Source organism: Streptomyces sp. NPDC060198, from assembly GCF_042728415.1.
GTDB lineage: Bacteria > Actinomycetota > Actinomycetes > Streptomycetales > Streptomycetaceae > Streptomyces.
This window is the reverse complement of record NZ_JBHWZJ010000030.1, coordinates 13805-38190: the sequence shown is the minus strand read 5'-3', so window position 1 is coordinate 38190 and position 24386 is coordinate 13805. Positions and strand designations below refer to the sequence as shown.

At 71.7% G+C, this 24386-nt stretch carries 37 protein-coding genes and 1 tRNA gene; 35 read left to right on the top strand and 3 right to left on the bottom strand.

All coding sequences use genetic code 11. The features are described from left to right. Positions 1-411: 411 nt before the first annotated feature. Positions 412-484, top strand: a tRNA-Arg gene (locus tag ACFWEP_RS07155). A 95-nt stretch (positions 485-579) separates the two neighbouring features. Here the strand turns inward: ACFWEP_RS07155 and xerC are convergent. Beyond that, positions 580-1773 carry a tyrosine recombinase XerC gene (gene xerC, locus ACFWEP_RS07150; protein WP_387366872.1) on the bottom strand — a complete coding sequence of 398 codons (1194 nt, stop codon included), beginning with the start codon at positions 1771-1773 and terminating at the stop codon, positions 580-582. An 84-nt stretch (positions 1774-1857) separates the two neighbouring features. Next, positions 1858-2142 carry a hypothetical protein gene (locus ACFWEP_RS07145; RefSeq protein WP_387366869.1) on the bottom strand — a complete coding sequence of 95 codons (285 nt, stop codon included), beginning with the start codon at positions 2140-2142 and terminating at the stop codon, positions 1858-1860. A 304-nt stretch (positions 2143-2446) separates the two neighbouring features. On the opposite strand from ACFWEP_RS07145, the gene ACFWEP_RS07140 reads away from it, so the two are divergent. The 12 genes from ACFWEP_RS07140 (at position 2447) to ACFWEP_RS07085 (ending at position 9780) form a co-directional block, all read left to right on the top strand. Continuing rightward, a complete protein-coding gene (locus ACFWEP_RS07140; RefSeq protein WP_387366866.1) occupies positions 2447-2671 on the top strand; it encodes a helix-turn-helix domain-containing protein in 225 nt (74 codons plus the stop codon). Beyond that, positions 2668-2883: a DNA-binding protein gene (locus ACFWEP_RS07135; protein WP_387366863.1), complete on the top strand. Its 216-nt coding sequence runs from the start codon at positions 2668-2670 to the stop codon at positions 2881-2883. Before ACFWEP_RS07140 ends, ACFWEP_RS07135 begins: the two co-directional genes overlap by 4 nt. Positions 2884-2955: 72 nt before the next feature. Beyond that, positions 2956-3315, top strand: a complete 360-nt coding sequence (locus ACFWEP_RS07130; protein ID WP_387366860.1) for a hypothetical protein — start codon at positions 2956-2958, stop codon at positions 3313-3315. Continuing rightward, entirely contained in the window at positions 3315-3917 is a 603-nt protein-coding gene (locus ACFWEP_RS07125) for a response regulator transcription factor (RefSeq protein ID WP_387366857.1), read from the top strand. The genes ACFWEP_RS07130 and ACFWEP_RS07125 overlap by 1 nt, the downstream gene beginning before the upstream one ends. Next, positions 3917-4609, top strand: a complete 693-nt coding sequence (locus ACFWEP_RS07120; protein WP_387366854.1) for a hypothetical protein — start codon at positions 3917-3919, stop codon at positions 4607-4609. The genes ACFWEP_RS07125 and ACFWEP_RS07120 overlap by 1 nt, the downstream gene beginning before the upstream one ends. Positions 4610-4712: 103 nt before the next feature. Continuing rightward, positions 4713-4988 carry a hypothetical protein gene (locus tag ACFWEP_RS07115; protein WP_387366851.1) on the top strand — a complete coding sequence of 92 codons (276 nt, stop codon included), beginning with the start codon at positions 4713-4715 and terminating at the stop codon, positions 4986-4988. Position 4989: 1 nt separating this feature from the next. Further along, positions 4990-5277 (top strand): hypothetical protein, encoded by a 288-nt coding sequence (locus ACFWEP_RS07110; protein WP_387366848.1) that lies wholly within the window; start codon positions 4990-4992, stop codon positions 5275-5277. Between the two features lie 220 nt (positions 5278-5497). Continuing rightward, complete coding sequence (locus ACFWEP_RS07105; RefSeq protein WP_387366845.1) at positions 5498-5944, top strand: hypothetical protein; 447 nt, start codon at positions 5498-5500, stop codon at positions 5942-5944. A gap of 25 nt (positions 5945-5969) precedes the next feature. Beyond that, the gene (locus ACFWEP_RS07100) at positions 5970-7541 is read left to right on the top strand and encodes a hypothetical protein (RefSeq protein ID WP_387366842.1); all 1572 of its coding nucleotides are present in this window, start codon (positions 5970-5972) and stop codon (positions 7539-7541) included. A 199-nt stretch (positions 7542-7740) separates the two neighbouring features. Continuing rightward, a complete protein-coding gene (locus tag ACFWEP_RS07095; protein WP_387366839.1) occupies positions 7741-8058 on the top strand; it encodes a hypothetical protein in 318 nt (105 codons plus the stop codon). Between the two features lie 189 nt (positions 8059-8247). Beyond that, positions 8248-8985: a hypothetical protein gene (locus ACFWEP_RS07090; protein ID WP_387366836.1), complete on the top strand. Its 738-nt coding sequence runs from the start codon at positions 8248-8250 to the stop codon at positions 8983-8985. A gap of 81 nt (positions 8986-9066) precedes the next feature. Beyond that, positions 9067-9780 carry a DNA-methyltransferase gene (locus ACFWEP_RS07085; RefSeq protein ID WP_387366833.1) on the top strand — a complete coding sequence of 238 codons (714 nt, stop codon included), beginning with the start codon at positions 9067-9069 and terminating at the stop codon, positions 9778-9780. Between the two features lie 66 nt (positions 9781-9846). Here the strand turns inward: ACFWEP_RS07085 and ACFWEP_RS07080 are convergent, their stop codons facing one another. Next, positions 9847-10149, bottom strand: coding sequence for a helix-turn-helix domain-containing protein (locus ACFWEP_RS07080; RefSeq protein ID WP_387366830.1), 303 nt, complete (start codon positions 10147-10149; stop codon positions 9847-9849). A 160-nt stretch (positions 10150-10309) separates the two neighbouring features. Here ACFWEP_RS07080 and ACFWEP_RS07075 point away from each other — a divergent pair, with 160 nt between their 5' ends. The 22 genes from ACFWEP_RS07075 to ACFWEP_RS06970 all read left to right on the top strand — a co-directional run bounded on the left by ACFWEP_RS07075 (position 10310) and on the right by ACFWEP_RS06970 (position 24379). Beyond that, positions 10310-10822, top strand: a complete 513-nt coding sequence (locus ACFWEP_RS07075; protein ID WP_387366827.1) for a hypothetical protein — start codon at positions 10310-10312, stop codon at positions 10820-10822. Further along, positions 10819-12171 (top strand): hypothetical protein, encoded by a 1353-nt coding sequence (locus ACFWEP_RS07070; RefSeq protein ID WP_387366824.1) that lies wholly within the window; start codon positions 10819-10821, stop codon positions 12169-12171. Before ACFWEP_RS07075 ends, ACFWEP_RS07070 begins: the two co-directional genes overlap by 4 nt. After that, the gene (locus ACFWEP_RS07065) at positions 12171-12314 is read left to right on the top strand and encodes a hypothetical protein (RefSeq protein ID WP_387366821.1); all 144 of its coding nucleotides are present in this window, start codon (positions 12171-12173) and stop codon (positions 12312-12314) included. Before ACFWEP_RS07070 ends, ACFWEP_RS07065 begins: the two co-directional genes overlap by 1 nt. Positions 12315-12321: 7 nt before the next feature. Next, positions 12322-12876 (top strand): hypothetical protein, encoded by a 555-nt coding sequence (locus ACFWEP_RS07060; RefSeq protein ID WP_387366819.1) that lies wholly within the window; start codon positions 12322-12324, stop codon positions 12874-12876. Next, positions 12876-13526, top strand: a complete 651-nt coding sequence (locus ACFWEP_RS07055) for a hypothetical protein (protein WP_387366816.1) — start codon at positions 12876-12878, stop codon at positions 13524-13526. The genes ACFWEP_RS07060 and ACFWEP_RS07055 overlap by 1 nt, the downstream gene beginning before the upstream one ends. Positions 13527-13635: 109 nt before the next feature. Continuing rightward, positions 13636-13929, top strand: coding sequence for a hypothetical protein (locus ACFWEP_RS07050; RefSeq protein ID WP_387366813.1), 294 nt, complete (start codon positions 13636-13638; stop codon positions 13927-13929). Positions 13930-13933: 4 nt separating this feature from the next. Then, positions 13934-14338 carry a hypothetical protein gene (locus tag ACFWEP_RS07045; RefSeq protein ID WP_387366810.1) on the top strand — a complete coding sequence of 135 codons (405 nt, stop codon included), beginning with the start codon at positions 13934-13936 and terminating at the stop codon, positions 14336-14338. A 119-nt stretch (positions 14339-14457) separates the two neighbouring features. Beyond that, on the top strand, positions 14458-14706 hold the full coding sequence (locus ACFWEP_RS07040; protein WP_387366807.1) for a MerR family transcriptional regulator: 249 nt from the start codon (positions 14458-14460) through the stop codon (positions 14704-14706). Positions 14707-14864: 158 nt separating this feature from the next. After that, on the top strand, positions 14865-15074 hold the full coding sequence (locus ACFWEP_RS07035) for a hypothetical protein (protein WP_387366805.1): 210 nt from the start codon (positions 14865-14867) through the stop codon (positions 15072-15074). Between the two features lie 138 nt (positions 15075-15212). Beyond that, a complete protein-coding gene (locus tag ACFWEP_RS07030) occupies positions 15213-15695 on the top strand; it encodes a phage terminase small subunit P27 family (protein WP_387366802.1) in 483 nt (160 codons plus the stop codon). A 15-nt stretch (positions 15696-15710) separates the two neighbouring features. Then, positions 15711-17522, top strand: a complete 1812-nt coding sequence (locus ACFWEP_RS07025; RefSeq protein ID WP_387366799.1) for a terminase large subunit — start codon at positions 15711-15713, stop codon at positions 17520-17522. 18 nt (positions 17523-17540) lie between these two features. Beyond that, positions 17541-17732, top strand: coding sequence for a hypothetical protein (locus ACFWEP_RS07020; RefSeq protein ID WP_387366796.1), 192 nt, complete (start codon positions 17541-17543; stop codon positions 17730-17732). Between the two features lies 1 nt (position 17733). After that, on the top strand, positions 17734-19758 hold the full coding sequence (locus tag ACFWEP_RS07015) for a phage portal protein (protein WP_387366793.1): 2025 nt from the start codon (positions 17734-17736) through the stop codon (positions 19756-19758). A 22-nt stretch (positions 19759-19780) separates the two neighbouring features. After that, positions 19781-20470 carry a hypothetical protein gene (locus ACFWEP_RS07010; RefSeq protein ID WP_387366791.1) on the top strand — a complete coding sequence of 230 codons (690 nt, stop codon included), beginning with the start codon at positions 19781-19783 and terminating at the stop codon, positions 20468-20470. Between the two features lie 55 nt (positions 20471-20525). Next, positions 20526-21722: a phage major capsid protein gene (locus ACFWEP_RS07005; protein WP_387366788.1), complete on the top strand. Its 1197-nt coding sequence runs from the start codon at positions 20526-20528 to the stop codon at positions 21720-21722. Between the two features lie 42 nt (positions 21723-21764). Continuing rightward, on the top strand, positions 21765-22166 hold the full coding sequence (locus ACFWEP_RS07000) for a hypothetical protein (RefSeq protein ID WP_387366785.1): 402 nt from the start codon (positions 21765-21767) through the stop codon (positions 22164-22166). A gap of 17 nt (positions 22167-22183) precedes the next feature. Next, entirely contained in the window at positions 22184-22498 is a 315-nt protein-coding gene (locus tag ACFWEP_RS06995; RefSeq protein ID WP_387366782.1) for a hypothetical protein, read from the top strand. Beyond that, positions 22498-23082, top strand: a complete 585-nt coding sequence (locus ACFWEP_RS06990) for a hypothetical protein (protein ID WP_387366779.1) — start codon at positions 22498-22500, stop codon at positions 23080-23082. Before ACFWEP_RS06995 ends, ACFWEP_RS06990 begins: the two co-directional genes overlap by 1 nt. Then, the gene (locus tag ACFWEP_RS06985) at positions 23079-23408 is read left to right on the top strand and encodes a phage head closure protein (protein WP_387366776.1); all 330 of its coding nucleotides are present in this window, start codon (positions 23079-23081) and stop codon (positions 23406-23408) included. Before ACFWEP_RS06990 ends, ACFWEP_RS06985 begins: the two co-directional genes overlap by 4 nt. Further along, positions 23408-23572, top strand: a complete 165-nt coding sequence (locus tag ACFWEP_RS06980) for a hypothetical protein (protein WP_387366773.1) — start codon at positions 23408-23410, stop codon at positions 23570-23572. Before ACFWEP_RS06985 ends, ACFWEP_RS06980 begins: the two co-directional genes overlap by 1 nt. 7 nt (positions 23573-23579) lie before the next feature. Next, the gene (locus tag ACFWEP_RS06975) at positions 23580-23954 is read left to right on the top strand and encodes an HK97-gp10 family putative phage morphogenesis protein (protein WP_387366770.1); all 375 of its coding nucleotides are present in this window, start codon (positions 23580-23582) and stop codon (positions 23952-23954) included. Next, positions 23951-24379, top strand: a complete 429-nt coding sequence (locus ACFWEP_RS06970) for a DUF3168 domain-containing protein (RefSeq protein WP_387366767.1) — start codon at positions 23951-23953, stop codon at positions 24377-24379. The genes ACFWEP_RS06975 and ACFWEP_RS06970 overlap by 4 nt, the downstream gene beginning before the upstream one ends. Positions 24380-24386: the final 7 nt, after the last annotated feature.

Here is a 24386-nt window from a genome sequence, read left to right as displayed (position 1 = left end):
GCCCCGTGCCCCTGGCACGGGGCTTCGGCCGTTCCCGGGGCGGGCGGTTCCGGTGCGGGCCGGCTCGGGCGGGGCGGTGCGGATCGTGGCCGTGCCCGGTCCGGGTCGCCGTGTGCCGGGCCACGGCTCCGGTCGTTCCCGGTCGTTCCCGGTCGTTCCCGGTCGTGATGGTGCCCGGCCGGGTCCGGGATGCGCCGGTCCCCCGTCGCGGGGGCCCGTTCGGACGGTTTCCGCGTACCGAAGCGCCGGAAGGGTGGGGGCGGCAGCGGGCCCCGGCGCGGTCGAGATTCACCCTCTGAGGGTGTTTTCGCAGGTCAGAGGGGGTGAGGGCAATGGATTTCGCGTCCCGGCGCGGTTCATGTAATGTTGTTCTCGCAACGCCGACCGGGAAGAAAAAAACCGGAACGCCAAGCACTCGTAGCTTAACGGATAGAGCATCTGACTACGGATCAGAAGGTTGCAGGTTCGAATCCTGCCGAGTGCACAAGAAACGCCAGGTCAAGGCCCCGATTCCTCCCCGGAGGATCGGGGCCTTCCTGCTGTCGTCTCACGTTTTCTCACACTCCAAGTTGATCTTGGTCAGCCGAGCAGCTCGGTAAGCTTCTCCGACCCGGCCCGGAGTGACTGGGGGTCAGGGTGCACGTAGACCCTCTTGGTGAACGACAGGTCCGTGTGGCCGGCCCACGCCGACACCACGGTGTCAGGGACGCCGTTGTTCGCCATCCACGACAGCACCGCGTGCCGAGCCATGTAGAGCGTCACCCGCCGTACCCCGGTCGCGTCCATCAACTTGTACGCCTCGCGCCGCAGCTTGTCCGTCTTCCATGGCCGCCCGAGCTTGTCGACCATCACGTACCCGGTCCCCTCGTACGCGTCTCCGGCCGCGAGCCGCTCCGCCACCTGGATCTTGCGGAACGCCTTCAACCCGTGCCACGTCGGCAGCGGCAGCGGCAGCGCGCGCTCCCCGGCCAGAGACTTGGTGTCCTTCTCCACCACCACGGAGCGTTCCCCGCGAGGAAGGGACGGATCGTAGGCCAGGGTCCGGGTGTTACCGATGGAGGTGGTGCCCTTATCCAGGTCGATGTCCTTCACCCAGCGAGCCCCACACACCTCGGCTGGCCTCTCTGCGATGAACGTCAGCATCCACCCGCCGTACTCCCGGACGCCCCGGATACCCGCGAGGAACTGGCGCACCTCGGTCTCATCCCACGGGACTCGTTCGCGCTTCTTTGCCCTTGCTGCTTTCCGGGCCGCCTTCGGCACGGTGACGTACTCCGCGACGTTCCGCGTGACGATGCTGCGCCGCATGCCGAGAATGAGCACCGCTCGCAGACGGCCGAGGGTCAGGTCCACCGTCCGAACGCTGAGTCCGGTACCCGGCTTTCCCCCGATCCGGCGGGCACTGGTGAGCATCCAGGTAACCATCTCGGTCACGTCTTCCTCGGTGAGCTGCTGTACCAGCTTGGCGCCGAGGCGGGTCTTCACGTACGCCATCGCGTCCACGTACGACCGTGCAGTTTTCACCTCCACGTCAGGTGTCACCAGCTTGAGCCAGATGTCCACCAGCTGCTCCACCGTCATCTTTGAAGGCGCCACGAACGTCCCGGTCGCGTGCTGGTGCTGGATGCGCGCCAACTCGTTCTTGGCCTCGGTCGATGTGTCTTTCGTGACCGTTAGCTGACGACGCTTCCCGGTGGCCGGGTCAATCCCGATGTCCACGACGAACCGATAGCGCGTCTTCCCTCGCGCCGTCACCTTCTTGATCTCTGGCATGACGTCCCCTCTGTTGTCTCCTGCTATGCCGAGACCCCCATGAACGTGACGCGTGGGTCACGAACATGGGGGCCCTAGGAGCGATCATTCGCCCTCGGTGATCTGCTTTCGGACTTCCGGTCCCAGCCGACGCAGCGCTTCGGCCCGGACCCGCGGCGGTAGGTCCATCAGGATGTCCACGGCCATCTGGACGCGCGGATCAGCCGCGCCCGGACCTGGCTGCTGAGCGTCTTCCTGGCGCTTGATCTCCCGGAGAATTTCCGCGGCGTCTCCCCGGCCTGCGGTATCCAGTTGTTCGGGATGGACACCCACCACGTGAGCCATGTGGGCAAGCGTTTTCGCCGGCGCCACGGTCGGCGTGAACGGCACGCGCCGGGTGTATCCCTGCTCGATGTGGCGCCACCGACCACCCCCGAGTCGTACGGGCGTCCGCTCCGCAGCTGTCTCGGGGCTGAGTCCTCGGGCCAGCCGGGCTACTCGGATGAGCTCCGCCTCGGGCGGTGGTGCGGGTGGGGGCGCGCTCACCACGGACGGTCCTCTCGGGAGTGGAGTCGATCAAACTTCTGCGAACTTTAGGACACCAGCGCTCTTGGCGGTAGACGACATTGGTTCAGGTCAAAGTCCGGCTCATTCTTTCTTGTACTTTCTTGAACCTTTGGCTACTGTCCCTGCCATGAGAGCCCATTACCAGGACCCCGCACAGCTCCGACGCCGCCGGATCGAGGCCGGGCTGACCCAGGAGGGTTTGGCTCTGAAGGTCGGGCTGAGCAAGAGCCACATCTCCGGTATCGAGCGCGGTACTGCCGGCGCCTCCGCTCCTGTGCTGGCCCGACTTGCTGAGGCGTTCGGCTGCAGGATCGGCGATCTCATGCCGCCCGTTTCGGCGAGCGCGGAATGAGCGCGGCGAAGAAAGCTCCTCCGACGCTCGCCGAAATCAGGGCGTGGCCGGCCACCGTCGCGGTAGCCGACGCCGCCTATGCGCTGGGCGTGAGCAAGTCCTACCTCTACGACCTGGTGAACCGCGATGAGGCGCCCGTGCGGACCCTGCCTTTCGGCGGCCGCCGCCGCGTCATCACCGCCTCGCTGGTTCACCTGCTTGAGGCCAGCTGAAACACAAACGGGGCCGGGAACCATGCCCGGTCCGCGGCCCCCTACCGGATCACCTCACCAGAGAGGGTCACCGTGACCACACAGCTTACCGAGCGCGGCCAGGACGCCGCCGCGCCTTCCTGGCGTACGTCCCATCGGGCGGCGACCGCCGCCATGCTGGCCGTCTCCGCGACGGTGGCGGCCGCGCCGTTCTGCGCCGACGTGACCGCGACGTTCTCGGACCCGTCGCAGTACCGGGCGACGCTCCACTACGCCGAGGTCGCCTCCGTGCTCGCCATCGCCAGCACGTACGACACCGAGGTCCTCCGGACGCAACCGCGTCGCGCGCCCTCGGCCACGTACACCACCGAGGTCATCCTCGACGGCGCCCAGGTGCGCGCCATCGCGATCGTGCCCGAGACGGCCGACGACGCGGCGCAGGTGACCGCGTGATGCAGCAGCTGCAGGAGACGCTCCGCGCCGATTTCCTGGCTGTTGCCGAGGAACGGGATCTGCAGATCACGACGGCTGACGTTGCTGTCCTCGTGCAGGCCGCCGTGGACGCTCGGGCCAAGGCCTCGGCTCCCCGCGACGCCGTGAGATTGAGCGCCCAGCAGGTGGAGGTCCTGATCGGCCTCGCGACCGCCGAGCCCACCGATGAGACCGCCCGCCGCCTCGTCGTGACGGCGTCGACTGTGGCGACGCACCGCCGCAGGGCATACCGAGCGCTCGGCGCGGTCACCTCCGCCCAGGCCGTCGCCATCGCCATGTCCCTGGGGCTCCTGCAGCCCGGCCAGCGGACGGAGAAGACCACCGCGGCCTCGGCCGAGGCCGCGGTCACTCCGGACCGCGCGCTCCGTACGGCCGTCTTCGTCGGCCTGGCCCTGGCGCTCCGCGAGCAGCCGACCGCCGCCCGGCTGCTCGACGGCCTGGACGAACTCGGCGAGGCCGTGATCGCCGATGCCCCCGAGGGCGAGATCGCCACGTGGGTCGCCGCCCTCTCCAGCCTCGCCCGGCTCGACACCACCTCACCCGCCACGAAGGGGACCCACTGATGCAAGAGGCAATCACCCGCGCGCTCCTCGCCCTGGTCCCCGGCGCCCGGTGGCCCTCAACCCGGGTTCGGATCGAGCACTCGTACACCCAGCTCGACGTCCAGTCGGTCGACTCCTGGTCCGGCAGCGTCGACGGTCTCGCCGCGCGCATCGCCGACGCCCTCGGTACGGAGGGAGACACCCCGGCCCTGGCCGGTGCTGCGCCCACTCCGTCCGTCCGCGCGATCCGTACCGCCGTGCTCGTTGCCCTGGCCCGGGCGCTCTGCGACGACGCCACCACCGACGATGTGCTGAACGGCCTCAACGAACTCGGTGAGGCCGTGGCAGCCGAGGCGCCCGAGCGCGCTGTGGCTGCGTGGGCGGACACGATCGCGCACACGGCCGGCCTGGACGCCGTGGCGCTCCCCGACTCTGCGAGCGGGCGCGTCTACCGGGCTCAGCGAGGAGCGCTCGGCCTCGGCCTGTACTTCACCGAGGCCGCCGCCCGCCAGCACTGCGAGGACGAGCTGAGCAATCAGTACTCCGCGGACGTCGCGCTCACCTTCGACTGGATCGGCGAAGAGGACCCGGACGACCCCGGCGACCCGTCCGAACTCGTTTTCCAGATCGACGCTGGCCACGAGCGGACGACCGCCTACACCGTGGTGCCGCTGACGGTCGCCGCGGCGTACGACCCGGACGCCGAGCAGTGACCGGCGTGCTGATCGTCCTCTTCCTTTTCGGCCTGGTCCCGGCCGCCGCGCTCGCGGTCGGCTGGATCGCGGACCGCTACCTCACCCACCACCGGGGGCCCCAGTGACCTACGAAGACCACGCCGAATACGCCGACTACGACCCGCCGACCGCCGAGGAGGAGCGCACTGCCGTGCTCCTCCTGGACGCGGCCGACGAGGAGCGGCACGCCGCCGAGGAGCGGGCGGCCGCCGCCGCGGCGCCCGAGGACGACGACGAGTGCGCCGCCGAATTCATCGACGGCAGCTGGACGTACTGCGGGTGCCCGCAGTGCGAAGAGCAGGAAGACCGCGACGCCGAAGACCGCGCCGAGGTCGATTACTGGGACGGGCGGTACTGACGTGCCCGAGTGGTTCGTGATCGCTCTCGCCTCGGTGTTCGTGACGGGGCTGCTGTGCCTGTTCGTCCTCGCCTCGCTCGCGGCGCTCGCCATCGGCCACGGGCTCTCGCGGCTCGTGCAGCGCGCCCGGGCCTGGCGTACGGAGCGCGAGGCCGCGTTCGTCGCGGCGTCCACGGTCTGGGCCATCTGCGTCACCCCGCAGTGCGGCTACATCGAGAGGCGGCACCGTACGACGGCGGCCGGCCTCGTGTGCACCCGGTGCGGCAACGTCCCCGCGGCCGCCCCGTGACTCCGCGCCGCCGCCGCAGGCCGCCGCCGTGCAACGACGTCGGTCTCCCTCACGGCCTCGCGCCCGCTGTCCGGTACGTGACCGGGTGGAAGTGCTCGCGTCACACCCCGTCCGCGTGGGCGGGTCGGCCGGAGCCCCCGCCGGGCCCCGGCTGGCCCGCCGGGAGCTACCTGTCCCAACTCACCACCGACCAGCCCGACCCTGAACCCGAGGACGCACCATGACGGTTCCCACTCCCACGGACCTCGCCGCCCGCACCGCCGACCGGCGCGCCAGCGCGGACCTGATCACCCGGCACCTGGCCCCCGGGGTCCTGGTCGGCCGGGAGGAATTCCGGCCCGTCCACACCCGGGCGGTCCGCGAGTCGGCCCTGACGCCGCACTGTCGCCTCGTCGCCCTGGCCCTCGCGTCGTACGCGCACTTCCGCACGGGGGAGATGAGCCACCAGCCGCGCCTGGCCGGGCTGGTGACCGCGACTGGCCTCACCCCTGGGCAGGTCGCGGTGGCGCTGAACATCCTCACGCAGCGCGGGTGGGCCTCCCGTACGGGCTCTCGCGCCTACGAGGACGCCGACCTGCAGCCCCACATCCCCGCCGGTGCGCTCGCCCGCCACCGGGCACGCCGCATCGCCGAACGCGCTGAGCGCGAGCACCTCGCCTCCGCCTGACCAACACCTTCTCCTGGAGCACCTGTTGACCGCCGCCCTTGCGCACGCAGCACCCGCTGCGGCCGCGCCGTGCCCGGAGCCGCCCCGCGCGGCCCCGGCCGCACGGCCGCGCACGGGCGGCGGTCTGCGTATCCGCGTCCCCCTGCGCCTGGTTGTAGGCGCTCAGTACGGTGATGCCGCCCTGAGCGTCTACATCAAGATCGCAGCACTCGCGATGCGGCCCGAACTCTGCCGCGCGAAAGTCGCCGTCATCGCCGAGTACCTCGGCCTGTCGAAATCCGCCGTGGAACGCGCCCTGACGCAGCTCACGACGGCCGGCACCGATGGCGTCGCCGAGGTCCTCACCCGCCGCATCACGTCCCGCGACGGCGACGGCGAGTCCGCCCAACGCTGGGTCCGCCCCATGGACGACGACGAACTGTTCGTCTGGCTGCCCGCCCGGGCCGCGACGTCGATGACGCCCCGCCAGCTGCGCCTGTACGCCGGCATCACCTATGCCCAGGTCCGCCGCATCCCCCTCGCGCTCTCCGACCTGCAGGACCTCGTCCGCCACCAGTACGGCGAGTCCGCCGGTGAGCCCCTCGGCGCCCGCCAGGTGATGCGACTGCTGGACGACCTGGAGACGGCCGGGTGGATCACCGTCCACCGCCGCCAGGGACCGCGCGGCCGCCACGCCTACGAGGCCCACTTGCGCCCGCTGCGCCCCGTCCTGGACGACGTCACCGACGTCGCCGACGAGGTGGCCGTGGAGCCCACGGCCGCCACCGCGGCGCCCACCGCGACCCCTGACATACATGACGGATCGGCTCCCCGCACAGCTGACGGGTCCCTCGCGTCTGAGGAAGACACCAGGACTGACCGACCCTTGAAGAGCGCGGGTGGTAGTGGGATCCGCCGTAGGCGAGTGACGGTTAGTTACCGGGCCCCTGTGGAAAACCGCCCGGCCGGGCCGACGTTCCACGGCGCGGGTCACGACGAAAAGCGCAGCAACACCAGCGGTGGCACGTACCGCGGGCCGGAGCTCCAGCTGTCGCCCCGGGTGTGGCGCGTTCTTGAACCCGTACGCCACCACCTGCCGGATATCAGCGCGTACGTGCTGCGCCGCATCGGGCAGGAGGTCGGCCGCCAGCTGTGCGCCGGGACCGGCGAGGAACGCCTGACCGACCGGCTGCGTCTGCGCTACGCCACGACCGCCGAGCCCCGGGACATCGGCCGGTGGATCCTCGGCGCCGCCCTGGTCCGCCACGGCTGCTACCTCCCGAGCTGCGAGTCCGGGTTCACCTGGACGACCGGCGCGCCGTGCCCCGGCTGCTACGACCCCGGGCACGGCGACGAACCCGCCCTCGAGGAGCCGCCGCCCGCCCGAGCGCAGCAGCCGGAGCCGCGACCGCCCGTACGGGAGCCGTCCGCGTGGGTGCCCTGGCCCCCGCCGCCGGCGCCCGACCCCGAGCCGACCCCGGCCGACCTGGACGCGTCGCCGGACGCAGTCCGCCAGGTCCTCGCCGAGCACGGCCACGCCGCCGCTCTCCGGCTGTACGGCCGGACACGCGTCTGGGCACTCCTCACCGCCGATCACCCCGAAGGGAATCCCGCATGAAGCCCTCGTCCCGCCACCTCGCCACGTGCCGCAGGTGCGGTGCGCGCATCTGCTGGGCCCTGACGACCGCGAACGGCCGCCGACAGCCGATCGACGCCGAGCCGACCGACGCGGGGAACCTCGGGGTGATGCAGGGCCCGGACGGCGTGTTGTACGTCCGGTCGATCACCGCGGCCCGGCCCGAGCTCCGCCCCGGCGAGTGGCAGGCAATGCCCCACCACGCGACGTGCCCGGCTCCGCCGCCGAGGCGCAGCAGCGGTACGGGGCCGCGGCCGCGGTCCGGGGTGCGGCCGGCCCCGTGGCAGGGGCGCCCGTGATCTCCGAGGACGCCGAGATCCTCGGCCGGGTCCAGGCGGCGCGCGAGGAATTCCCGGACGGTACGTACGGGAGCACCCGGCCGCTCCTGCCCGGCCCAGACCCCAACGCCGCCGCCCACGTTCAAGAACTCCTCGAGGCGCTGGACGGATGGCAACTCGGCAACCGGGCCGACCGGCCGCAGCCGAGACCGCAGCCGTGACCATCGCCGCGCTGCGCCGCCTCCTGGACGCCGAGCTCCCCGGCGTCCGCCGCCACCCCGCCCGGGCGGGATGGGAGCACCACGGGGACCAGCACTTCTGTCCCGGGCACTCCGCCCGCCCACGGCGGCCGCCGCCACCCACGCCCCTCACTGCCCGCCGCACCACCTGACCGACCGCACGGAGCGCCGATGTCCACCTGCACCATCTGCCACACCACCGCCCCCGCCGACGCCTACCTGTGCGACGGGTGTGCACACGGGCTGCGCGCCCGCCTCCGTCAGATCGTCACGGACCTCCCGCTGCTGCGCGCCGCGCTGCGCCCCGACACCGGCCCGGCGCAGCGCGGCGGGTCCGGCCGTGCGCACTCGCCTCTCCCGGTCGACGTCCGGGCCCTCGATCTCCTCGGCCCCGGACACCCCGTGCCGATTGAGGACCCGCACGGCGACCAGACCGGCGGCATCCCCATCGGCCCGCTGCTCAAGGGGTGGGCCCGGTACCTCGCGGCCGACGTCCCGGCCGTCTGGATCGACGGGCACGGCACCATGCGGATCGACCGGTGCACCGACGCGCAGCCGCGCACCGGCACCGGCACCGGCACCGCGGCCTGGTCGGCGTTCCTGCAGGCGTACGTCCCGTACGCGGTGACGCGGCCGTGGGCGGAGGAGTTTTACCACCAGGTCGCCGACCTCGTCGCCCGGATCGAGCGGGTCACGCACACCCGGCCGCGCCGGACCCCGAAGGACGCCCCCTGCCCCGGCTGCAGCGCATTCGCTTTGGTCGAGCACGAGGACCAGCTGCACATCCGGTGCGAGGCGTGCGGCCACCGGCTCACCCCCGACGCCTACGCCGCCCACCGCGCCGAGGTCATGCCCGCCCTCGCGGCCGTGGCGCTCCGAATCGTCGCTGCTCAGCAGCGTGCGGCATGAAGAATGGCTGGAAATAGAACATGCATTCGGTCATGATCATTTTGCGGTCGCCATCCAGGCGGCCCAACCCAGGAGACGCTCATGACCGATTGGACCCTGCACCGAGGCGACGCCCTTACTCTTCTGCCCACGCTGGGTGAACTGGTGGACGCGGTGATCTGCGACCCGCCGTACAACAGCGGCGGCCGCACCAACGCGGAGCGGCGATCCCAGGGCGCCCGGGACAAGTACGTCAGTGGCAACGCTCAGCACACCCTGGCGGACTTCGACGGAGACAGCCGCGACCAGCGCGGATACACCCATTGGCTCGGGCTGGTCCTCGGCGAGACGCACCGGCTCACCCGCCCGGGCGGGTCGCTGCTGGTCTTCACCGACTGGGCGCAGCTCCCCGCGACGTCGGACGCGCTGCAGGCCGGCGGCTGGACGTGGCGCGGCATCATCCCGTGGCGCAAGCCCATCAACCGGCCGGTCGCGAATGGTTTCCGCCGGGAGTGCGAGTACGTGCTCTGGGGCACCCGCGGGGAGCCGCTCCGCCACGCCCCGACCATCTACCTGCCCGGCTGGCTTGAGGGATCGCAGCCCCGCGGGAAGGCGCGCGTGCACATCACACAGAAGCCGGTCGACGTGATGCGCCAGCTGGTCCGCATCGCCCCCGAGGGCGGCCTCGTCCTCGACCCCTTCGCCGGTTCCGGCACCACCGGCGTCGCCGCCCTGCAGGAGGGCCGCCGGTTCGTCGGCATCGAGCAGTCACCGGCCTACGCCACGACCGCCGGGGAGCGCCTGGCCGCCGCCTGACCCGTCATCTGCAGAACAGCTGCGCCCCGCCCGGCAACGGGGGCGGGGTGCAGCTGTACGCGGGAGTTACTCGACAGGTGGCTGGATCCCGCGCGGTCGGTGCACACCCGAACCCTTGTATCCGCGGAACACGTCCTGCACGGTGCTGAGCTTGATGTCCAGGCGAGCCGCGATCTCGCGGTACGAGAGCCCGTTCCCCTCGTCCCAAAGTTCCCGGATCAGCGTGGACCGCTCGGCCGACCACTCCTTGTTCCTTCGGACTTGGTCGGCCATGATCCGGCTCTTGGCGCGTACCCGCGCCTCCGTGTCCGTGATGCGCTCCACGGCCTCCAGGGCGTCCGTCACCTGCCGCACCTCCTCGTCGCTCACAGCCGCACCTCTCCGGTTTCGGGCGTGCTGCTTGCCAAGACTGTAGGGGCCCCCTACAGTCCTTGCAAGCAGTCCCGCACTGCACTGCAGACGGCCCCGGCCAGAGTTCGCTCCTCCGGCCGGGGCCGGCCATCCCACCTGCTTTCTCAGGAGGACGACCATGCGCGATCGTAACCGCGCCGCCGCCGAGTACACCTCGGCCCCCGACATGGACACCGTGCTCGACCAGGCCCGCACCGCCCTGGACAACCCGACCCGCGAACTCCTCGCCCACATCGGGACCGCCCTGCGCACGATCCACCCCACCCTCGCCATGCGCGAGGTCACCCGCCTCGCGTACGCCGGGCGCGCCGCCAGCGACGCCCACGGCCTCGGCACCCCGCGCGCCGCCGCCGCCCTCCGGCTGATGCTGCGCCACATGCCGCGGGTCGACTCGCCCATCCCGCCCTCGCCGATCACCCGTGCCGAGTACGGGATGCGCCTCCTCAAGAAGGCCGGCCCGGCCGCCGTTGCCGCGGCCGCGCGCTGGGCCGCCGCCCAACGCGTTGCCGAGCTCCACCGCCAGGCCGCCGCCGACTACGCCGCCGCCCAGGCCGCCCGCAACGCGCACTCCACCCGCGCGGCCATGTGCATCCCCACCGCCGCCACCCCGGCCCACGGGGGAGCAGCGTGACCCTGCACCAGGTCCTCGTCCTGGCGGCCGGCCACCCCTGGCTGGCCGCCGGGCTCGCCTTCACCGTGCTGGTCGTCGCGGTCGGAACCTTCTGGCTCCTCGTCCGCGCTGTCCGCCGCTTCGATCTCCCGCCCGCGCCCGTGGTCGTCGCCGGGCTCGGCGCCGCCGTCTGCACCGCGTACAGCGCGGACACCTCCTGGCGGTTCGCCGAGGACCACCTCGGCATGAGCAACCCGCACGAACGCGCCGTGATGTTCGCGGCCGGGGAGCTCGCGCTCTTCGCCTGCGCCGTGATGGCCCGGTCCACGAAGGCCGCGACCGCCACCGAGACGGCCGCGGGCACCGCCGGGGTCCCGGGCGTACTCGTCTGGTGCATCACCGGCGTGCAGGTCGTCCCGGCGTTCAGCGAGTCGGGCTTCTGGGGCGGTCTCATCCGCGCCGCTTTCGGCCCCGTCGCCGCCGGCCTGCTCTGGCACCTCGCCATGGGCTTGGAGATCCGCGTCGTACGGCCCGGCGCCCTGTCCACCGGGCTGCCCGCGATGATCGGCCGCGAGATCCGCGAGCGCGTGCTGTCCCGGCTCGGACTCGCGACCCGGGACCGTACTGCGGAGCAGATCACGCGGGACCGGGCGATCGTCCGTGCGGTGCGCCTCGCCTCCCGCACCAAGCTGCGCCCGTGGGGACGTCACCGCCTGGCCGCAGCCGTCGCCCGCTCCGGCGCCGCCCTGGACATCGAGCAGCGCGAGCGGCTCATGCAGGAACTCGCCGCCCGGCGCAGCGCCCGCGAGCTCTCCACCATCACGATCACGTCCCCCTGGACAGCCCCTACCCCGCCCCAGGTCACCCTGGAACGGGTAGCCGAGGTAGCCCTACCCGGGACGCAGCAGGTAGCCCTACCCGCCCAGGTAGCCCTACCCGAGCAGCAGCAGGTAGCCCTGCCCGCACCGCCCCACGCCGTGCCCGCCGAGGCCCGGCTGCTCCCCATCATCTGCCGCCGCAGCGTCCGCCCCCGGGCCTTCGTCCACGCCGCCGCAGGTAGCCCTACCCGTATTGCCGTGCACGCCCAGGTACCCCCGTCCGAGGTGCAGCAGGTAGCCGTACCCGCCGAGGTAGCCCCACTCGAAGAGAAGGAGGCACCCCAACCCGAGGCGCCCGACGAGGAAGAGCCCGAGGGAGACCGCGACGTCCCGGACCCGGACCCGCTCATCGAGCAGGCCCGCCGCGACTTCCCCGACGAGGTGCCCGGGGTAGGGCGCCTCAAGGCCGCGTACGGCGTCGGCCAGCCCCGCGCGCAGAAGATCCGCGACGCACTCAAGAGCAAGGGCAAGAGCGAGGGAGAGGCCGCCTGATGTTCGGTTTCTTCTGCCTCGCCGCCGTCTGCCTCGCCCTGGCCGGCCTCCGAGCCGTCGCCCCCCACGCGGTCCGCGCGACCGCCGCGACTGCCGCGTTCATCATCACGCTCGCCGTGCTCATCACGGCCATCCCTCGCTGAGGACCTCATGGACAACCCGATCCTGACGCAGCCCATCGTCTACCTCGGCTGCCCCACCCTCGGCGCGGTCATCGTCGCCCTCACCATCCAGCGCTGGTGGAAGAAAGGCAGCGGCGGCGGCAAGAAGGGAGACGGCGAAGGCGCCGTCCGCTCCTACCTGACGCTGCTCCCCTTCGTCCTGTCCCTCTGCTACGGCATGATCGCCGTCCTCGCGAGCTCCGGCTGGTCCGCCCTCGGCATCATCACCCGCCTCGGACTCTGGGGCGGCAACGGCCTCGGCTACACCTACCTGGTCTGGGGCGTCGGCGGCACCTCGCCCGAGGTCACCCGCGCCGCACCCATCGTTCTGAGCCCCGGCGGCTACTGCGTCTTCGCGTTGTGGACCGCCCTCGTCATCGGCAGCCACGTCTGGGGCCGCCGCCTGCCCCGCATCCAGAACATCGCCGGAGTCCTCGCCGGGATCTTCCTCGGCATGGCCGCAGGCATCGCCGGAGTCATGGCCGTACCCCTCGCCAGCGGCCTCAACCTGGCCGGCGGCTGGTGGACCGGAGGAATCCAGTAATGGCCAACACCGACACGCAGACGCCCGAGACCGGCGACGAAGAGACCACGCACCCGATCCACGCATGGCTGTGGCCGGGGGAGTGGCGCGAAGCCCTGGCCCGCTGGATCATCGCCCTCCTGGCCGTCGCCGTCACCGCCAGCGCCCTCGTCCTCCACCCCTGGCTCAACCTCCTCGCAGCAGCGGCCGGCTGCGCCCTCTACTACGCCGCACACCGGCGCAAGGCTGGCGCCGAGCCGGAGGAAGAGGCTGACGAGGAGGATGCTCCTGCGCCGACAGCGGACGACATGGCCGACATCGTCCGCGAGCTCGGCACCGGCACCGGGGTCCTCCTCACCGGCCTCGCCGCCCAGCTCCTGGAGGAGTACTCGGGGCACGGGTGGACCACCAAGCACGTGCGCGCGCTGCTGGCCGACGCCGGGGTCCGCGTGCGGGAGGGCGTACGGGTCGCGGGCGTGGGCAACGGCCCGGGCGTCCACCGCGAGGACGTCCCACCACCCCTCTCCCCCGCCCCTTCCGACCCCCCTGTTGACGCTGTTGGTACAGGTCAGAGCCCCAACGCCAACGCCAACAACGTCACGGTCACGCGGTCCGCGAGCGGGGCCCAGATCACCATCACACCCGCTGGCGTCACGGTCGACAAGGTCTGACGACTGCCCGATCCGCCCGAGTGAGACGGGCGGTGAGGGGAGCCGGACAGCCCGGCCCGATCCGCACGAAAGCGCCACACCACCCAGCATCAGACGGGACGATGAGCACATGGACGACACCAAGACACCCGCCTACCACGCGATTGCCGCGCACGCAGCAGCCGCGCGCGCCCTCATCGAGGAGCTGGAACAGATTTCCAGAGACCTGTATGAGCAACACGCAGCGGGGCAGTACGCGTGCATGGACGGCACCCTCGCCCTGGACGCGCAGGTACTGAGCGTCCGGGACTACCTCCGCCGTGCGCGAGTACGCGCAGCGTTCCTTACCGACGATCTGTCTTACGCACGGGCCGCGGCCGCCGGGTTGACCCTGCGCACCACAACTTCCACGGCCGGAGAATGACGCCATGACCGGCACCCCGGAACCCGACCGCGCCTCGTACGGCGGCATCCTGATGGATACCCGGCCCTGGCTCTACGCCGACGCCGCCGCCGACGCCCTGCGCCACCTCGCGCGCTGCACCGACGAGGCGGACGCGGAGGGGTGGGAGAGGCCGGCCCACGCCTACCGCGTCGTCGGACACCTCGTCACCCTGATGCAGCGCCTGCCTGACCTCCTCGGCGACGTGAACTACCTGATCGCCTCGCACGACCAGGAGGTGATGGTGCCCGGGGCCGACACCGGGACGGAGCTCCGGTCGCTGTACGCCGAGATCGCCGCCGCGCAGACCGCTACCCGGGCGGCCGTCGCCGCCGTTGGCGTTGTCCACGCCCGCCTCGGCCGCATCAAGTCCATGGGCCGCCGGGACTGACGAGAGCATCACGCTGGACAAGATCGACACCTAGCGTCACAATGGCGCCAGCACCACACGCATGCCTACAGAGCCCCTGACCGGCCGTCAGGGGCTCTTCTGCGTTCCGAGGGAGGCCCGTGGACATCGACCACCTCACTGCCGCCCAGGCTGCCGCACACGCCGACCGCGCCCGCCAGACCCTCACCGCCGGCGCCGCCCACATCCGCCCCGCCACCATCCGCCAATGGGCCGCCCGCGGACACCTCACCGCCACCGGCCTCGCCGACGACGGACGTACCCGCACCTACCGCCTCGCCGACGTCGCCCGCGCCGAACTCGCAACCCGGGCACGCGCGCTGCGCCTCGTCGGTATCCCGGAGTCCTGATGCCCACCCGAGCGCCGCGGCGGTGCACGACGGGCGGCTGCAGCGGCGTCCCGGTCCCCGGGTCGGGGAAGTGCCAACGCTGCGCCCGGCCCCGTCCCCGTGCCTCGGCGGCCGCGCAGGGGTACGGGCGCGAGCACGAGAGCAGGTTCCGCGCCGGCGTGCTGGCCCGGGACACCGTGTGCGTGCTGTGCCGCCAGGCGCCGGCCGTGCACGCGGACCACTGGCCCCTCTCCAAGAAGGAGCTCGTGGCCCGGGGCCTGGACGAGCACGACCCCCGCCGGGGCCGCGGCCTCTGCCACCCCTGCCACTCCTCCGAGACGGCGCAGCATCAGCCCGGCGGATGGGCGCGCAAGGGCCCGGAGTACTGAGCGTGACGGGGTAGGGGGCCTCGGATCGCTGCCACGGGGCCCCGCGGAACGCGGGGGGGAGCCCTCTCTCGCGCTGACAGGTTCGCCGATCCGCCGTACCGGGCCGCCCGTCGTGACACAACGTGATTGGAGATGATCATGGGGAGGTCGGGGCCGGCCGGGAAGCCGACCGCGCTGCGCGTGCTGCACGGCGACCGCAAGGACCGGATCAACACCGACGAGCCGCAGCCCGGGCAGGGCGACATCGTCGCCCCAGACTGGCTGAGTGCCGATGCTCTCGAGGTCTGGGACGCCCTGGTGGACGACCTGGTCGCCAAAGGCGTGATGACGCCGTGGGACGTGGAGGCGTACGCCAACTGGTGCGACGCCGTCGCCCGCCGGCGGGACGCGGCCGCGCACGTCGCCGAGGAGGGCGCCGTGGTGGAGCTCCCGGTGTTCAACAAGAACGGTGACCTGACCGGGCACCGGCAGGGCAAAAATCCGTGGCTCATGGCGCTCGACTCCGCCGACGCCCAGGTGCAGCGGTACGGGGCCCGGTTCGGCCTGACGCCGTCCGACCGGGCACAGCTGAAGATCGAGCCGCAGGGCGCCGGCGCGGGACCGGAGCGGCTGTTGTCGTGATGGTGGGGAGGGCGTATGGCCACCCGCACCACGACCCGCCCGGCCCGGAGCAAGGCGTCCGTGCGGCCCCCGGCCAAGCGCCGCCGTACGGTGCGCATCGACCACCACAAGCGGTGGCGGCCGCGGTCGCGCAAGGGCGGCCGCTGCGGGTACACCCTGGACGGCAAGACGTGCGCCCGCGTGGGCGCGCACTACTGCGAGCCGCGCGCCGACCGGGTCGTGAAGTTCTTCGCCGAGCTCCTGGTCCACCCGGCCGGCGCCATGGCGAACACGAGGTTCGTGCTCGCCCCGTGGCAGGAACACGAGATCATCCGGCCGCTGTTCGGCGAGGTCATCTGGTCCGACCAGTGGGGCCGGTACGTACGCCGGTACACCCGGGCGACGGTCGTCATGGGCCGCAAGAACGGCAAGTCCGCGCTCCTGTCCGGGATCGCGCTCTACATGCTCGTCGGCGACGGCGAGGAGTCCGCCGAGATCTACGGCGCGGCGAAGAACACCCGCCAGGCAGGCAAGGTGTTCGAGCCGGCCACCAAGATGATGAAGAAGTCCCCGGTCCTCGCGGCGCGGCTCACGCACATCAAGAACGCGCGCCGCCTGGTGGACGAGGAGAAGGGCAGTCACTACGAGGTCATTCCCTCGGACGCGGACGCCGAGCTTGGCCACTCGCCGCACTGCTTCATCCTGGACGAGGTCCTCTCGCAGCCGGACGACTCGCTGTGGAAAGCGATGACCACGGCGACCGGTGCGCGCACTCAGGCGCTCATGTTGGCGATCACGACCGAGACGTCTGACCAGGCGTCGTTCGGCGCGGAGTTCATCGACGAGGCCGACCGGGTCATGGAGGACCCGGCGAGGGCGCCGCACCACTTCGCGTTCGTGCGGAAGATGCCGCGCACGGTCGATGAACTCGAACGGCTGTGGCGGCTGTTCCCCGCACGGCCCGAGCTCCCGGTGTCCATCGACCCGTGGGACGAACGGAACTGGGCCTGGCCGAACCCGGGTCTCGGTGACTTCCTGTCGGTCCAGTCGCTGCGCGAGGACGCCGAAGAGGCCCGCACGCAGCTGTCCAAGGAGAACGGGTTCCGCCAGTTCCGGCTGAACCAGCGCGTGTCTCAGACGACGCGGTGGATCGCCATGGACCTCTGGGACATGAACGCACGCGAGGTCGCCCCGCACCCGGGGTGGATCGCCGGCCGCCTCGAGGGGCAACGCTGCTGGGCCGGTCTCGACCTGTCGTCCAAGCTCGACCTGACCGCCTGGACGATGCTGTTCCCGGACGGGTCGATCATCTGGCGGTTCTGGGCGCCGGAGTCCATCGCCGACCACCTGGACGAGCACACCGGCGGGCAGTTCAGCGAGTGGGCGCGGGACGGGTGGATCACGCTCACCGACGGCGACACGATCGACTACGACACGATCTACGACGACATCGAGACCGACCACCAGCTGCACCGGATCGTGGACATCACGTACGACAAGTGGTGCGGCGAGCCCGTCCGGCAGGAGATCGAGAAACGAACCCGCCTCAAGACGGTGGAGTCGGACACCACGTACTCGAGGATGACGCCGCCCATGGCGGAGTTCATGCGCGGCCTCAAGGCCCGGGAGTACGCCCACTACGGCAACCCGGTCGCCCGGTGGATGGCCGACAACCTCGAGTGCAAGTCACCTCGGGACGACCCCGACCGCATCCGCCCGGTGAAGCCCGACCGCGGGAAGACCGGCAAGCGCATCGACGGCATGCCCTCGCTGCTGTTCGCCATCGACGGCGGCATGCGCGGCCTGCCCAAACCGTCCGTCTACGAGTCGCAGGGCATGTCCCTGTGACAGCACAGGAGGTAGCGGGTGGACCGCTGGGACGTCCTCGCCCTGATCGGCGTTGTGGGCATCGGCGTGGGGCTCGGGCTCCTCGCCCCGTGGCTCGGCATCGCCGTGGCCGGGACGGTGCTCCTGGCCCTCGGCCTCACCGGCGCCGCGATCGCCGAGCGCGCCGCCCGTACGGCCGAGCTGATCGAGGCCAGGAAGGGAGGCGGCTGACATGGGATTCCTGCGCTCCGTCGCCCGCGCGACGTCGGGCCCGCTCTCGGGGATCGCCACCCCTGAGAAGTGGGTGGAGGAGTGGTTCTCTGGCGGGTCGGCGAACAGCGCCGGCATCCGCGTCGACCAGGACACCGCCCTCACCTACTCCCCGTTCTTTGCCGGGGTGCGGGTCCTGTCCGAGGACCTCGCCGGTCTCCCGCTCCACCTGTACGAACGGCTCCCTACCCGGGGCAAGCGGCGGGCCGACGCGCACCCGCTGTACGGGCTGCTGCACGACCAGCCCAACCCGATGATGACGTCGGTGCAGCTGCGCGAGACCCTGCAGGGCCACGCGCTCACGTGGGGCAACGGCGTCGCCCAGCTCGTCACGAACCCGCGCACCGGGATGATCGAGGAGATCTGGCCGCTGCGCCCCGACCGGCTGCGGATCTACGTCCGCCGGACCGGGCCCGGTGCGTTCCGCCGGGTCTACCAGTACCGCGACGAGGTCAACGGGATCCGGGCGACGCTCCTGGACGACGAGGTCCTGCACATCGCCGGGCTGGGGTTCGACGGCGTCCGCGGCTACAGCATCGTGGAACACGCCGCGAACAGCATCGGCCTCGGCCTGGCCACCGAGCACTACGGCGCCAAATTCTTCTCGAACGGCGGCGCCCCGGGCGGCGCCCTCTCCCACCCCTCGAACCTGTCGCCCGAGGCGCGCCGGCGCATGGCGGACGACTGGGAGAACATCCACCGGGGCATCGACCGCGCGCACCGCGTCGCGATCCTCGAGGAGGGCGTGACCTGGACGCAGGTCGGCATCCCCAACGACAACGCCCAGTTCCTTGAGACGCGGCGCATGCAGGTGACCGAGATCGCCCGGTGGCTCCGCATCCCGTCCCACAAGATCAACGACCTGGAACGGGCGACGTTCTCCAACATCGAACAGCAACAACTCGACTACATCCAGAGCGCGTTGAACATCTGGCTCGTGCGCTGGGAACAAGCGATCCTGACGCAGCTGCTGCTGCCGGAGGAGCGGCGCCAGTTCTACGCCGAGCACCTGGTGGACAACCTCCTGCGCGGCGACACTCTGACGCGGTACCAGGCGTACGCGGTCGGCCGCCAGTGGGGATGGCTGTCCGCGAACGACGTCAGGGACAGGGAGAACCTGAACCCGGTGGACGGCGGGGACGCCTACCTCGTCCCGCTCAACATGGTGCCTGCCGGTCGCAGCGCCGTACCGGCGATCGAGTCGGCGGCCGGCCGCACCGCGCGGATCCTGCGGGGCCGTGGCAGTGCGCTGCGGGCCTCGCTCGGCGAGCAGTACGGGCCGCTGATCGAGGACTCCGTGAACGAGGTCCTCGCCCTCGAGGTGAAGCGGGTCAAGGCCCTGGTGCGCCAGCACCTCGAGCCGGAGTCCGGCCGGTCCGCGGCCCGGGGCCTGTCCGGGTTCCTGACCGGGCTCGGTGCGCTGTACGCGGACGACGGCCCGGTCATGGAACGCCTCACCGCGCTCTGGGTGCCGCTGTTCACCACGTTCGCCGCCGACGTCGCGGTGAACGCGGCCGAGGACGTCGGGCACGAGGACGACGTCGACCTGTCGGTGTGGGCCCGCGCCTACGCCCTGGCCCACGCCGCCTACCAAGTCGCGTCATCGTTCGGCCAGTTGCGGAACGCGGCTGAGAAGGCGGACACACCCGAGGCGATCGTGGCCGACGTCCTCGGGCGCCTGGCGAAGTGGCAGGACGAGAAGGCCGACAAGGTCGCCCGGTGGCAGGCCAACCAGCTGCCGAACGCGGCCGCCCGCGAGACGTGGATCGCGGCCGGGGTGAAGCAGGTCCAGTGGGTGGCGCAGGGCTCGCAGCACTGCCCGTACTGCACCAAGTTGGACGGCGCGATCCGCGCGATCCGCGATCCGTTCGTGGCCAAGGGCGACGAGATCGACGGCGACGAGGACGGCGAGAAGTTGACCGCGAAACGGAACACTTTCCACCCCCCTGTCCACGCCGGGTGCCTCTGCCAGGTGGTGCCCGTATGACCAGAGAATCCAGGAGGAGCCGATGACGCGGCGCTACCTGCGCGGCTACGTGCTGCGCGACGACACCGACGCCGCCGCCGACACGGCGGCCGGGCCGCTGCGGATCATCGCGGCGACCGCCGGCCGCAAGGGCGACGGCCTGAACCTCACCATGGACGGCGCCGACCTCGCCCGGTTCGAGGGCAACCCGGTGGTCGGCTACGGCCATTCCTACTGGGGCCGGGACGGTCTGCCGATCGGCCGGTCCGACAAGACGTGGATCGACGGCGACCGCCTGTTGATGGACATCACCTTCGACCAGGAGGACGAGTTCGCCCGCACCGTGGAGCGGAAGTACCGCCACCGCTACCTCAACGCGTTCTCCATCGGGTTCGACGTCTGGGGCGTCGGCGAGGACGGAGTCCCGGACGGGTGGGAGCTGTTCGAGGTGAGCGCCGTCCCGCTCCCCATGGACCCGAACGCCGTCGTGGAGGCCGGCCGCGAACTCGACCTCGCCCGCGCGCTCGGCGACCTGCAGTCCAGCGACCTCGTCCGGGCCGGTGCAGTCCTGTCCAAGAAGAATTTGACGCTCGTCCAGAACGCTGCCACCGCGCTTGAGGAGCTCCTCGCCGCCGCCGGCGGAACCGACGAGGGCGAGTACGTGATCGAGGACGACGAGCGCCAGGCGCCCGCCGTCGACCACGCCCGCCTCCGGCGCCTCGCCGGAATCTGACCACCCCGCGCCGCGCAGCCGCGCGGGGCACAGCCACACCCCGAGAGGAACCCCGATGAACCTGCGAGAGCTGCGCGCCAAGCGCACCACGCTGGGCGCCGAAGCCGCAGCCATCATGGACGAGGCCACCAAGGCCGGCCGCTCCATGACCGCCGAGGAAAACGCCTCCTTCGACAAGCTGATGGACGAGCGCGACGGCATCGACGCCACGATCGAGCGGTCCGAGCGGCTGCGCGAGAACGAGCGCCAGGCCGCCGACGAGGACCTCGAGCGCGGCGGGCAGGGCACCGGCCGCGACGAGGCCGCGATGGGCGCCCTGCGCACGTACATCCTCGGCGGCCGTGGCGCCCTCACCGACGCCCAGGCCCGCGCCCTGAACGCGGGCAGCGACCCCGAGGGCGGCTACCTCGTCCCGCCGGTCCAGTGGATCAACCAGCTGATCCAGGCCGTGGACGACGAGGTCCCGCTGCGCGGCCTCGCCACCGTCCAGAAGCTCACCACCGCGGCCTCTCTCGGCGTGCCGACCCTGGACACCGACCTCGGCGACGCCGAGTGGACCACCGAGATCGGCACCGGCAGCCAGGACGACGCGCTCCGCTTCGGCCGGCGCGAGCTGTCCCCGAACCCCATGGCGAAGCGGGTCAAGATCAGCCGCACGCTGCTGCGCCTCACCTCCGGTTCGGCGGAGACCATCGTCCGCGACCGGATCGCCTACAAGTTCGGCGTGACGCAGGAGAAGGCGTACATGACCGGCGACGGCAACAAGAAGCCGCTCGGACTGTTCACCGCCTCGCCGGACGGCATCCCGGTGGGCCGCGACATCGCGACCGGCTTGGCGACCGGCTTCACCGGCGACGGCCTCATCAACGCCAAGTACGCCCTCAAGACCGCCTACATGAACAAGGCGCGGTGGCTGTTCCACCGCGACGGGCTGCGCGAGATCCGGAAGATCAAGACCGGCGACGGGGTGTACGTGTGGCAGCCCGGCCTCGCCGCCGACCAGCCCGACAAGATCCTCGACGTGCCTTTCATCGCGAGCGAGTGGGCGCCGAACACGTTCACGGACGGCCTGTACTCCGGCATGATCGGCGACTTCTCCTACTACTGGATCGCGGAGTCCCTGACCCTCGAGATCCAGCGGCTGGTGGAGCTGTACGCCGAGACGAACCAGGTCGGGTTCATCGGCCGCCAGGAGGGCGACGCCATGCCGGTCCTCGCCGAGGCCTTCGTCCGCCTCAAGTGCGGCGTCTGACCGGCCGGTCCCACTCCACCACCGACAGAAGGGGGGTCCGGCATGAGCCGCGACCTCAAGGCCAACATCTCACCCGCTCAGTCCCTGGCGCCTGCCGCGCAGAGTGCCGCGATCGACGGGGCCGCCGTCGACCTGGCGAACTTCCACCGCGCCTCGGTCCTCATCGACACCGGCACCGCGACCGGCACGACGCCGTCGTTCACGTTCGAGGTCCAGGAGTCGAACACCACCACGCCGGGCGACTTCACCGCCGTCCCGGCCGCCGACCTCGACGGCGCGGCCCCGGTCATCACCACGGCCAACGACGTCGCCACGTACGAGATCGGCTACCGCGGCCGCAAGCGCTACCTCCGCGTCGTCATCAAGACGGTGTCCGGCACGACGCCGGTCCTGCCCTGCAGCGCCCTGATCCTGCGCGGCTCGCCGCGCGTCGCCCCCAAGTAGAGGAAGGGGTACAGCTCATGCGCGTGACGATGCGGTCCCTGTACGCGGGACCCGAACGCACCGTGGCCGCCGGCGACACGGCGGATTTCGGCGTCGCCGAGGCGGCCGCCCTGGTCAAGGGCGGATACGGCGTCTACGCCGACGCCCCGCCCCGCACCGCCGCCGACGCGGACACGGACGCAGAGAAGCCGCTGGAGCGGCGGACCCTCGAGCAGCTGCGCGCCTACGCGGCCGCGCACGACATCGACCTCGGGGACGCCACCCTCAAGACCGACGTCCTGCGCCTGGTCCTCGCCGAGGTCGAGCAGCGCCGCGACGCGGACGACGACTGATGGCGTACGCGACGCCGGACGAGCTCCGGCGCTTCCTGCGCGAAGAGGCGTTCACGCCGGACGACACGGCGACCGCCGAACTCCTCATCGAGCTCGCCCACGGGGTGATCGAGGAAGAGACCGGCCAGGCCCTCGAGTCGTCCGAGGACACCGTCATCCTGGACGGCCCGACCGCGGACGACTCCCGGTTCCAGGGGGCCACCGGATCCCGGCGGCTGATCCTGCCCCGGTGGCCCGTGACCGCCGTCGCCACGGTCACGCTCACCGAGACCGACGAGGACCTCGTCCACGGCCCCGGCGAGGGATACACGTGGTCGGCGGCCGGCATCCTTCACCGGCGCCGCACCGACTGGCCCACCCACCAACGGGCCGTGGAAGTCACGTACACCGCCGGGTACACGACCATCCCGCCGGGCCTCAAGCGGCTCGCCCTGCGCCTGGCGGCCGGCGGCTGGTCCAACCCGGAGCGGCTCACCTCCGAGGCGCTGGGCGACCACTCCAAGGGGTGGGCGGCCGACGCGCTCGGGATGGAGCTCACCGCCGCCGACCGGCGCACGCTCGGCGCCTACCGGGCCCGTACGTGATTGGCCGGTGGCTGAACCGGACGCTGCAGGTCTGGCGGGAGACCACCGTTCCGGACGGTGCCGGGGGCCAGACGTCGACCTGGGTCCTGCAGGCCTCGGTCGGGGCCAAGGTGGACCAGGCGTCAGCCTCGGCGGTCACCATCGCCCAGCAGTCCGGGGCCCGGCTCACCCATTCCGTCTACGTCCTGCCGACCGCGGACGTCCAGCGCCGCGACGAGCTGCGCGCGGACGGCCGCACGTACCGGGTGATTGCCGAGGTCGAACCGTCCGGCCCCCGTTACCGGCGTGCCGACTGCGAACTCATCCAGAAGCAAGGAGGCACCTGATGCCCGAGCCCCTGACCGCCCCGCCGCTCCCGTCCGATCCGCTGGAGTGCCGCCAGAAGGCCGAGGACACCGACGCCGGGTCCGCGGCAGAGCGTCTCGTGTGGGCGGTCCTCGCCATGGCAGGAGAGCTCCACGAGATCCGCAAGCTCCTGCGGAAGAGGTGACGTCGTCGTGGCGCGGCGCGGAATGACCGTGGAGATCCTGGGGATCGCCCGGCTGCGGCAGCAGCTGGAGGACGTCGACAGCGGGATCCTCGACGCGATCCGCCGGGCTGTGACGGAGTCGTCCGAGGCGGTCAAGGCCGACACCAAGCGCGACGTCGCGAAGGACACGAACAACCTCGAGGAAAAGGTGGACGCGCGGCCGGCCGACGACGGGTTCTCCGCCACGGTCGGCTGGCACGAGGCCGAGGAGTATTACAGCCGGTTCGTGGAGGTAGGCACCCGCCGCGCACCGGCGCAGCCCTCCCTCGGCCCGGCGCTCGAGGCGGAGCGCCACCGCTACCGGGCGCGGTTGACCGACGAGGTCCGCGAGGCCCTGCGGTGACACCCTCCGCGCCCGAGACGATGCTGCCGATCCAGCGGGCCGTGTACGCCGTCCTGACCGGGGACGAGCCGCTCGGGGCGCTGATCGCCGGGGTCTACGACTACCTGCCCGAAACGGCCGACTACCCGTTCGTCGTGATCGGCGAGGCGATCGAGACGCCGGACAACTCCCATGACCGGTACGGGCGTCAGACCGTCATCACGCTGCACGTGTGGACGCAGGCGCGCGGGCACACCGAGGGGCTCACGGTCGCCGCCCGGGTCACGGCGCTGCTGGACCATCGGCCGCTCGTCCTCGACGGCCTGGACCACGTTTCCACCCGGCACGAGTACAGCCAGACCCTCACCGACCCGGAGCCGCCCGGGAACATCCGGCACGTCGTGCTCCGGTACCGGGTCATCACCGAACAGCCACCACCCACGTAGAGGAGTC

Coding starts and splice junctions, on each gene's coding strand:
- xerC (WP_387366872.1), bottom strand. CDS start 1,773: ATGCCAGAGATCAAGAAGGTGACGGCGCGAGGGAAGACGCGCTATCGG.
- ACFWEP_RS07140 (WP_387366866.1), top strand. CDS start 2,447: ATGAGAGCCCATTACCAGGACCCCGCACAGCTCCGACGCCGCCGGATC.
- ACFWEP_RS07135 (WP_387366863.1), top strand. CDS start 2,668: ATGAGCGCGGCGAAGAAAGCTCCTCCGACGCTCGCCGAAATCAGGGCG.
- ACFWEP_RS07125 (WP_387366857.1), top strand. CDS start 3,315: ATGCAGCAGCTGCAGGAGACGCTCCGCGCCGATTTCCTGGCTGTTGCC.
- ACFWEP_RS07120 (WP_387366854.1), top strand. CDS start 3,917: ATGCAAGAGGCAATCACCCGCGCGCTCCTCGCCCTGGTCCCCGGCGCC.
- ACFWEP_RS07105 (WP_387366845.1), top strand. CDS start 5,498: ATGACGGTTCCCACTCCCACGGACCTCGCCGCCCGCACCGCCGACCGG.
- ACFWEP_RS07090 (WP_387366836.1), top strand. CDS start 8,248: ATGTCCACCTGCACCATCTGCCACACCACCGCCCCCGCCGACGCCTAC.
- ACFWEP_RS07085 (WP_387366833.1), top strand. CDS start 9,067: ATGACCGATTGGACCCTGCACCGAGGCGACGCCCTTACTCTTCTGCCC.
- ACFWEP_RS07075 (WP_387366827.1), top strand. CDS start 10,310: ATGCGCGATCGTAACCGCGCCGCCGCCGAGTACACCTCGGCCCCCGAC.
- ACFWEP_RS07065 (WP_387366821.1), top strand. CDS start 12,171: ATGTTCGGTTTCTTCTGCCTCGCCGCCGTCTGCCTCGCCCTGGCCGGC.
- ACFWEP_RS07060 (WP_387366819.1), top strand. CDS start 12,322: ATGGACAACCCGATCCTGACGCAGCCCATCGTCTACCTCGGCTGCCCC.
- ACFWEP_RS07055 (WP_387366816.1), top strand. CDS start 12,876: ATGGCCAACACCGACACGCAGACGCCCGAGACCGGCGACGAAGAGACC.
- ACFWEP_RS07050 (WP_387366813.1), top strand. CDS start 13,636: ATGGACGACACCAAGACACCCGCCTACCACGCGATTGCCGCGCACGCA.
- ACFWEP_RS07045 (WP_387366810.1), top strand. CDS start 13,934: ATGACCGGCACCCCGGAACCCGACCGCGCCTCGTACGGCGGCATCCTG.
- ACFWEP_RS07030 (WP_387366802.1), top strand. CDS start 15,213: ATGGGGAGGTCGGGGCCGGCCGGGAAGCCGACCGCGCTGCGCGTGCTG.
- ACFWEP_RS07025 (WP_387366799.1), top strand. CDS start 15,711: ATGGCCACCCGCACCACGACCCGCCCGGCCCGGAGCAAGGCGTCCGTG.
- ACFWEP_RS07015 (WP_387366793.1), top strand. CDS start 17,734: ATGGGATTCCTGCGCTCCGTCGCCCGCGCGACGTCGGGCCCGCTCTCG.
- ACFWEP_RS07010 (WP_387366791.1), top strand. CDS start 19,781: ATGACGCGGCGCTACCTGCGCGGCTACGTGCTGCGCGACGACACCGAC.
- ACFWEP_RS07005 (WP_387366788.1), top strand. CDS start 20,526: ATGAACCTGCGAGAGCTGCGCGCCAAGCGCACCACGCTGGGCGCCGAA.
- ACFWEP_RS07000 (WP_387366785.1), top strand. CDS start 21,765: ATGAGCCGCGACCTCAAGGCCAACATCTCACCCGCTCAGTCCCTGGCG.
- ACFWEP_RS06995 (WP_387366782.1), top strand. CDS start 22,184: ATGCGCGTGACGATGCGGTCCCTGTACGCGGGACCCGAACGCACCGTG.
- ACFWEP_RS06990 (WP_387366779.1), top strand. CDS start 22,498: ATGGCGTACGCGACGCCGGACGAGCTCCGGCGCTTCCTGCGCGAAGAG.
- ACFWEP_RS06980 (WP_387366773.1), top strand. CDS start 23,408: ATGCCCGAGCCCCTGACCGCCCCGCCGCTCCCGTCCGATCCGCTGGAG.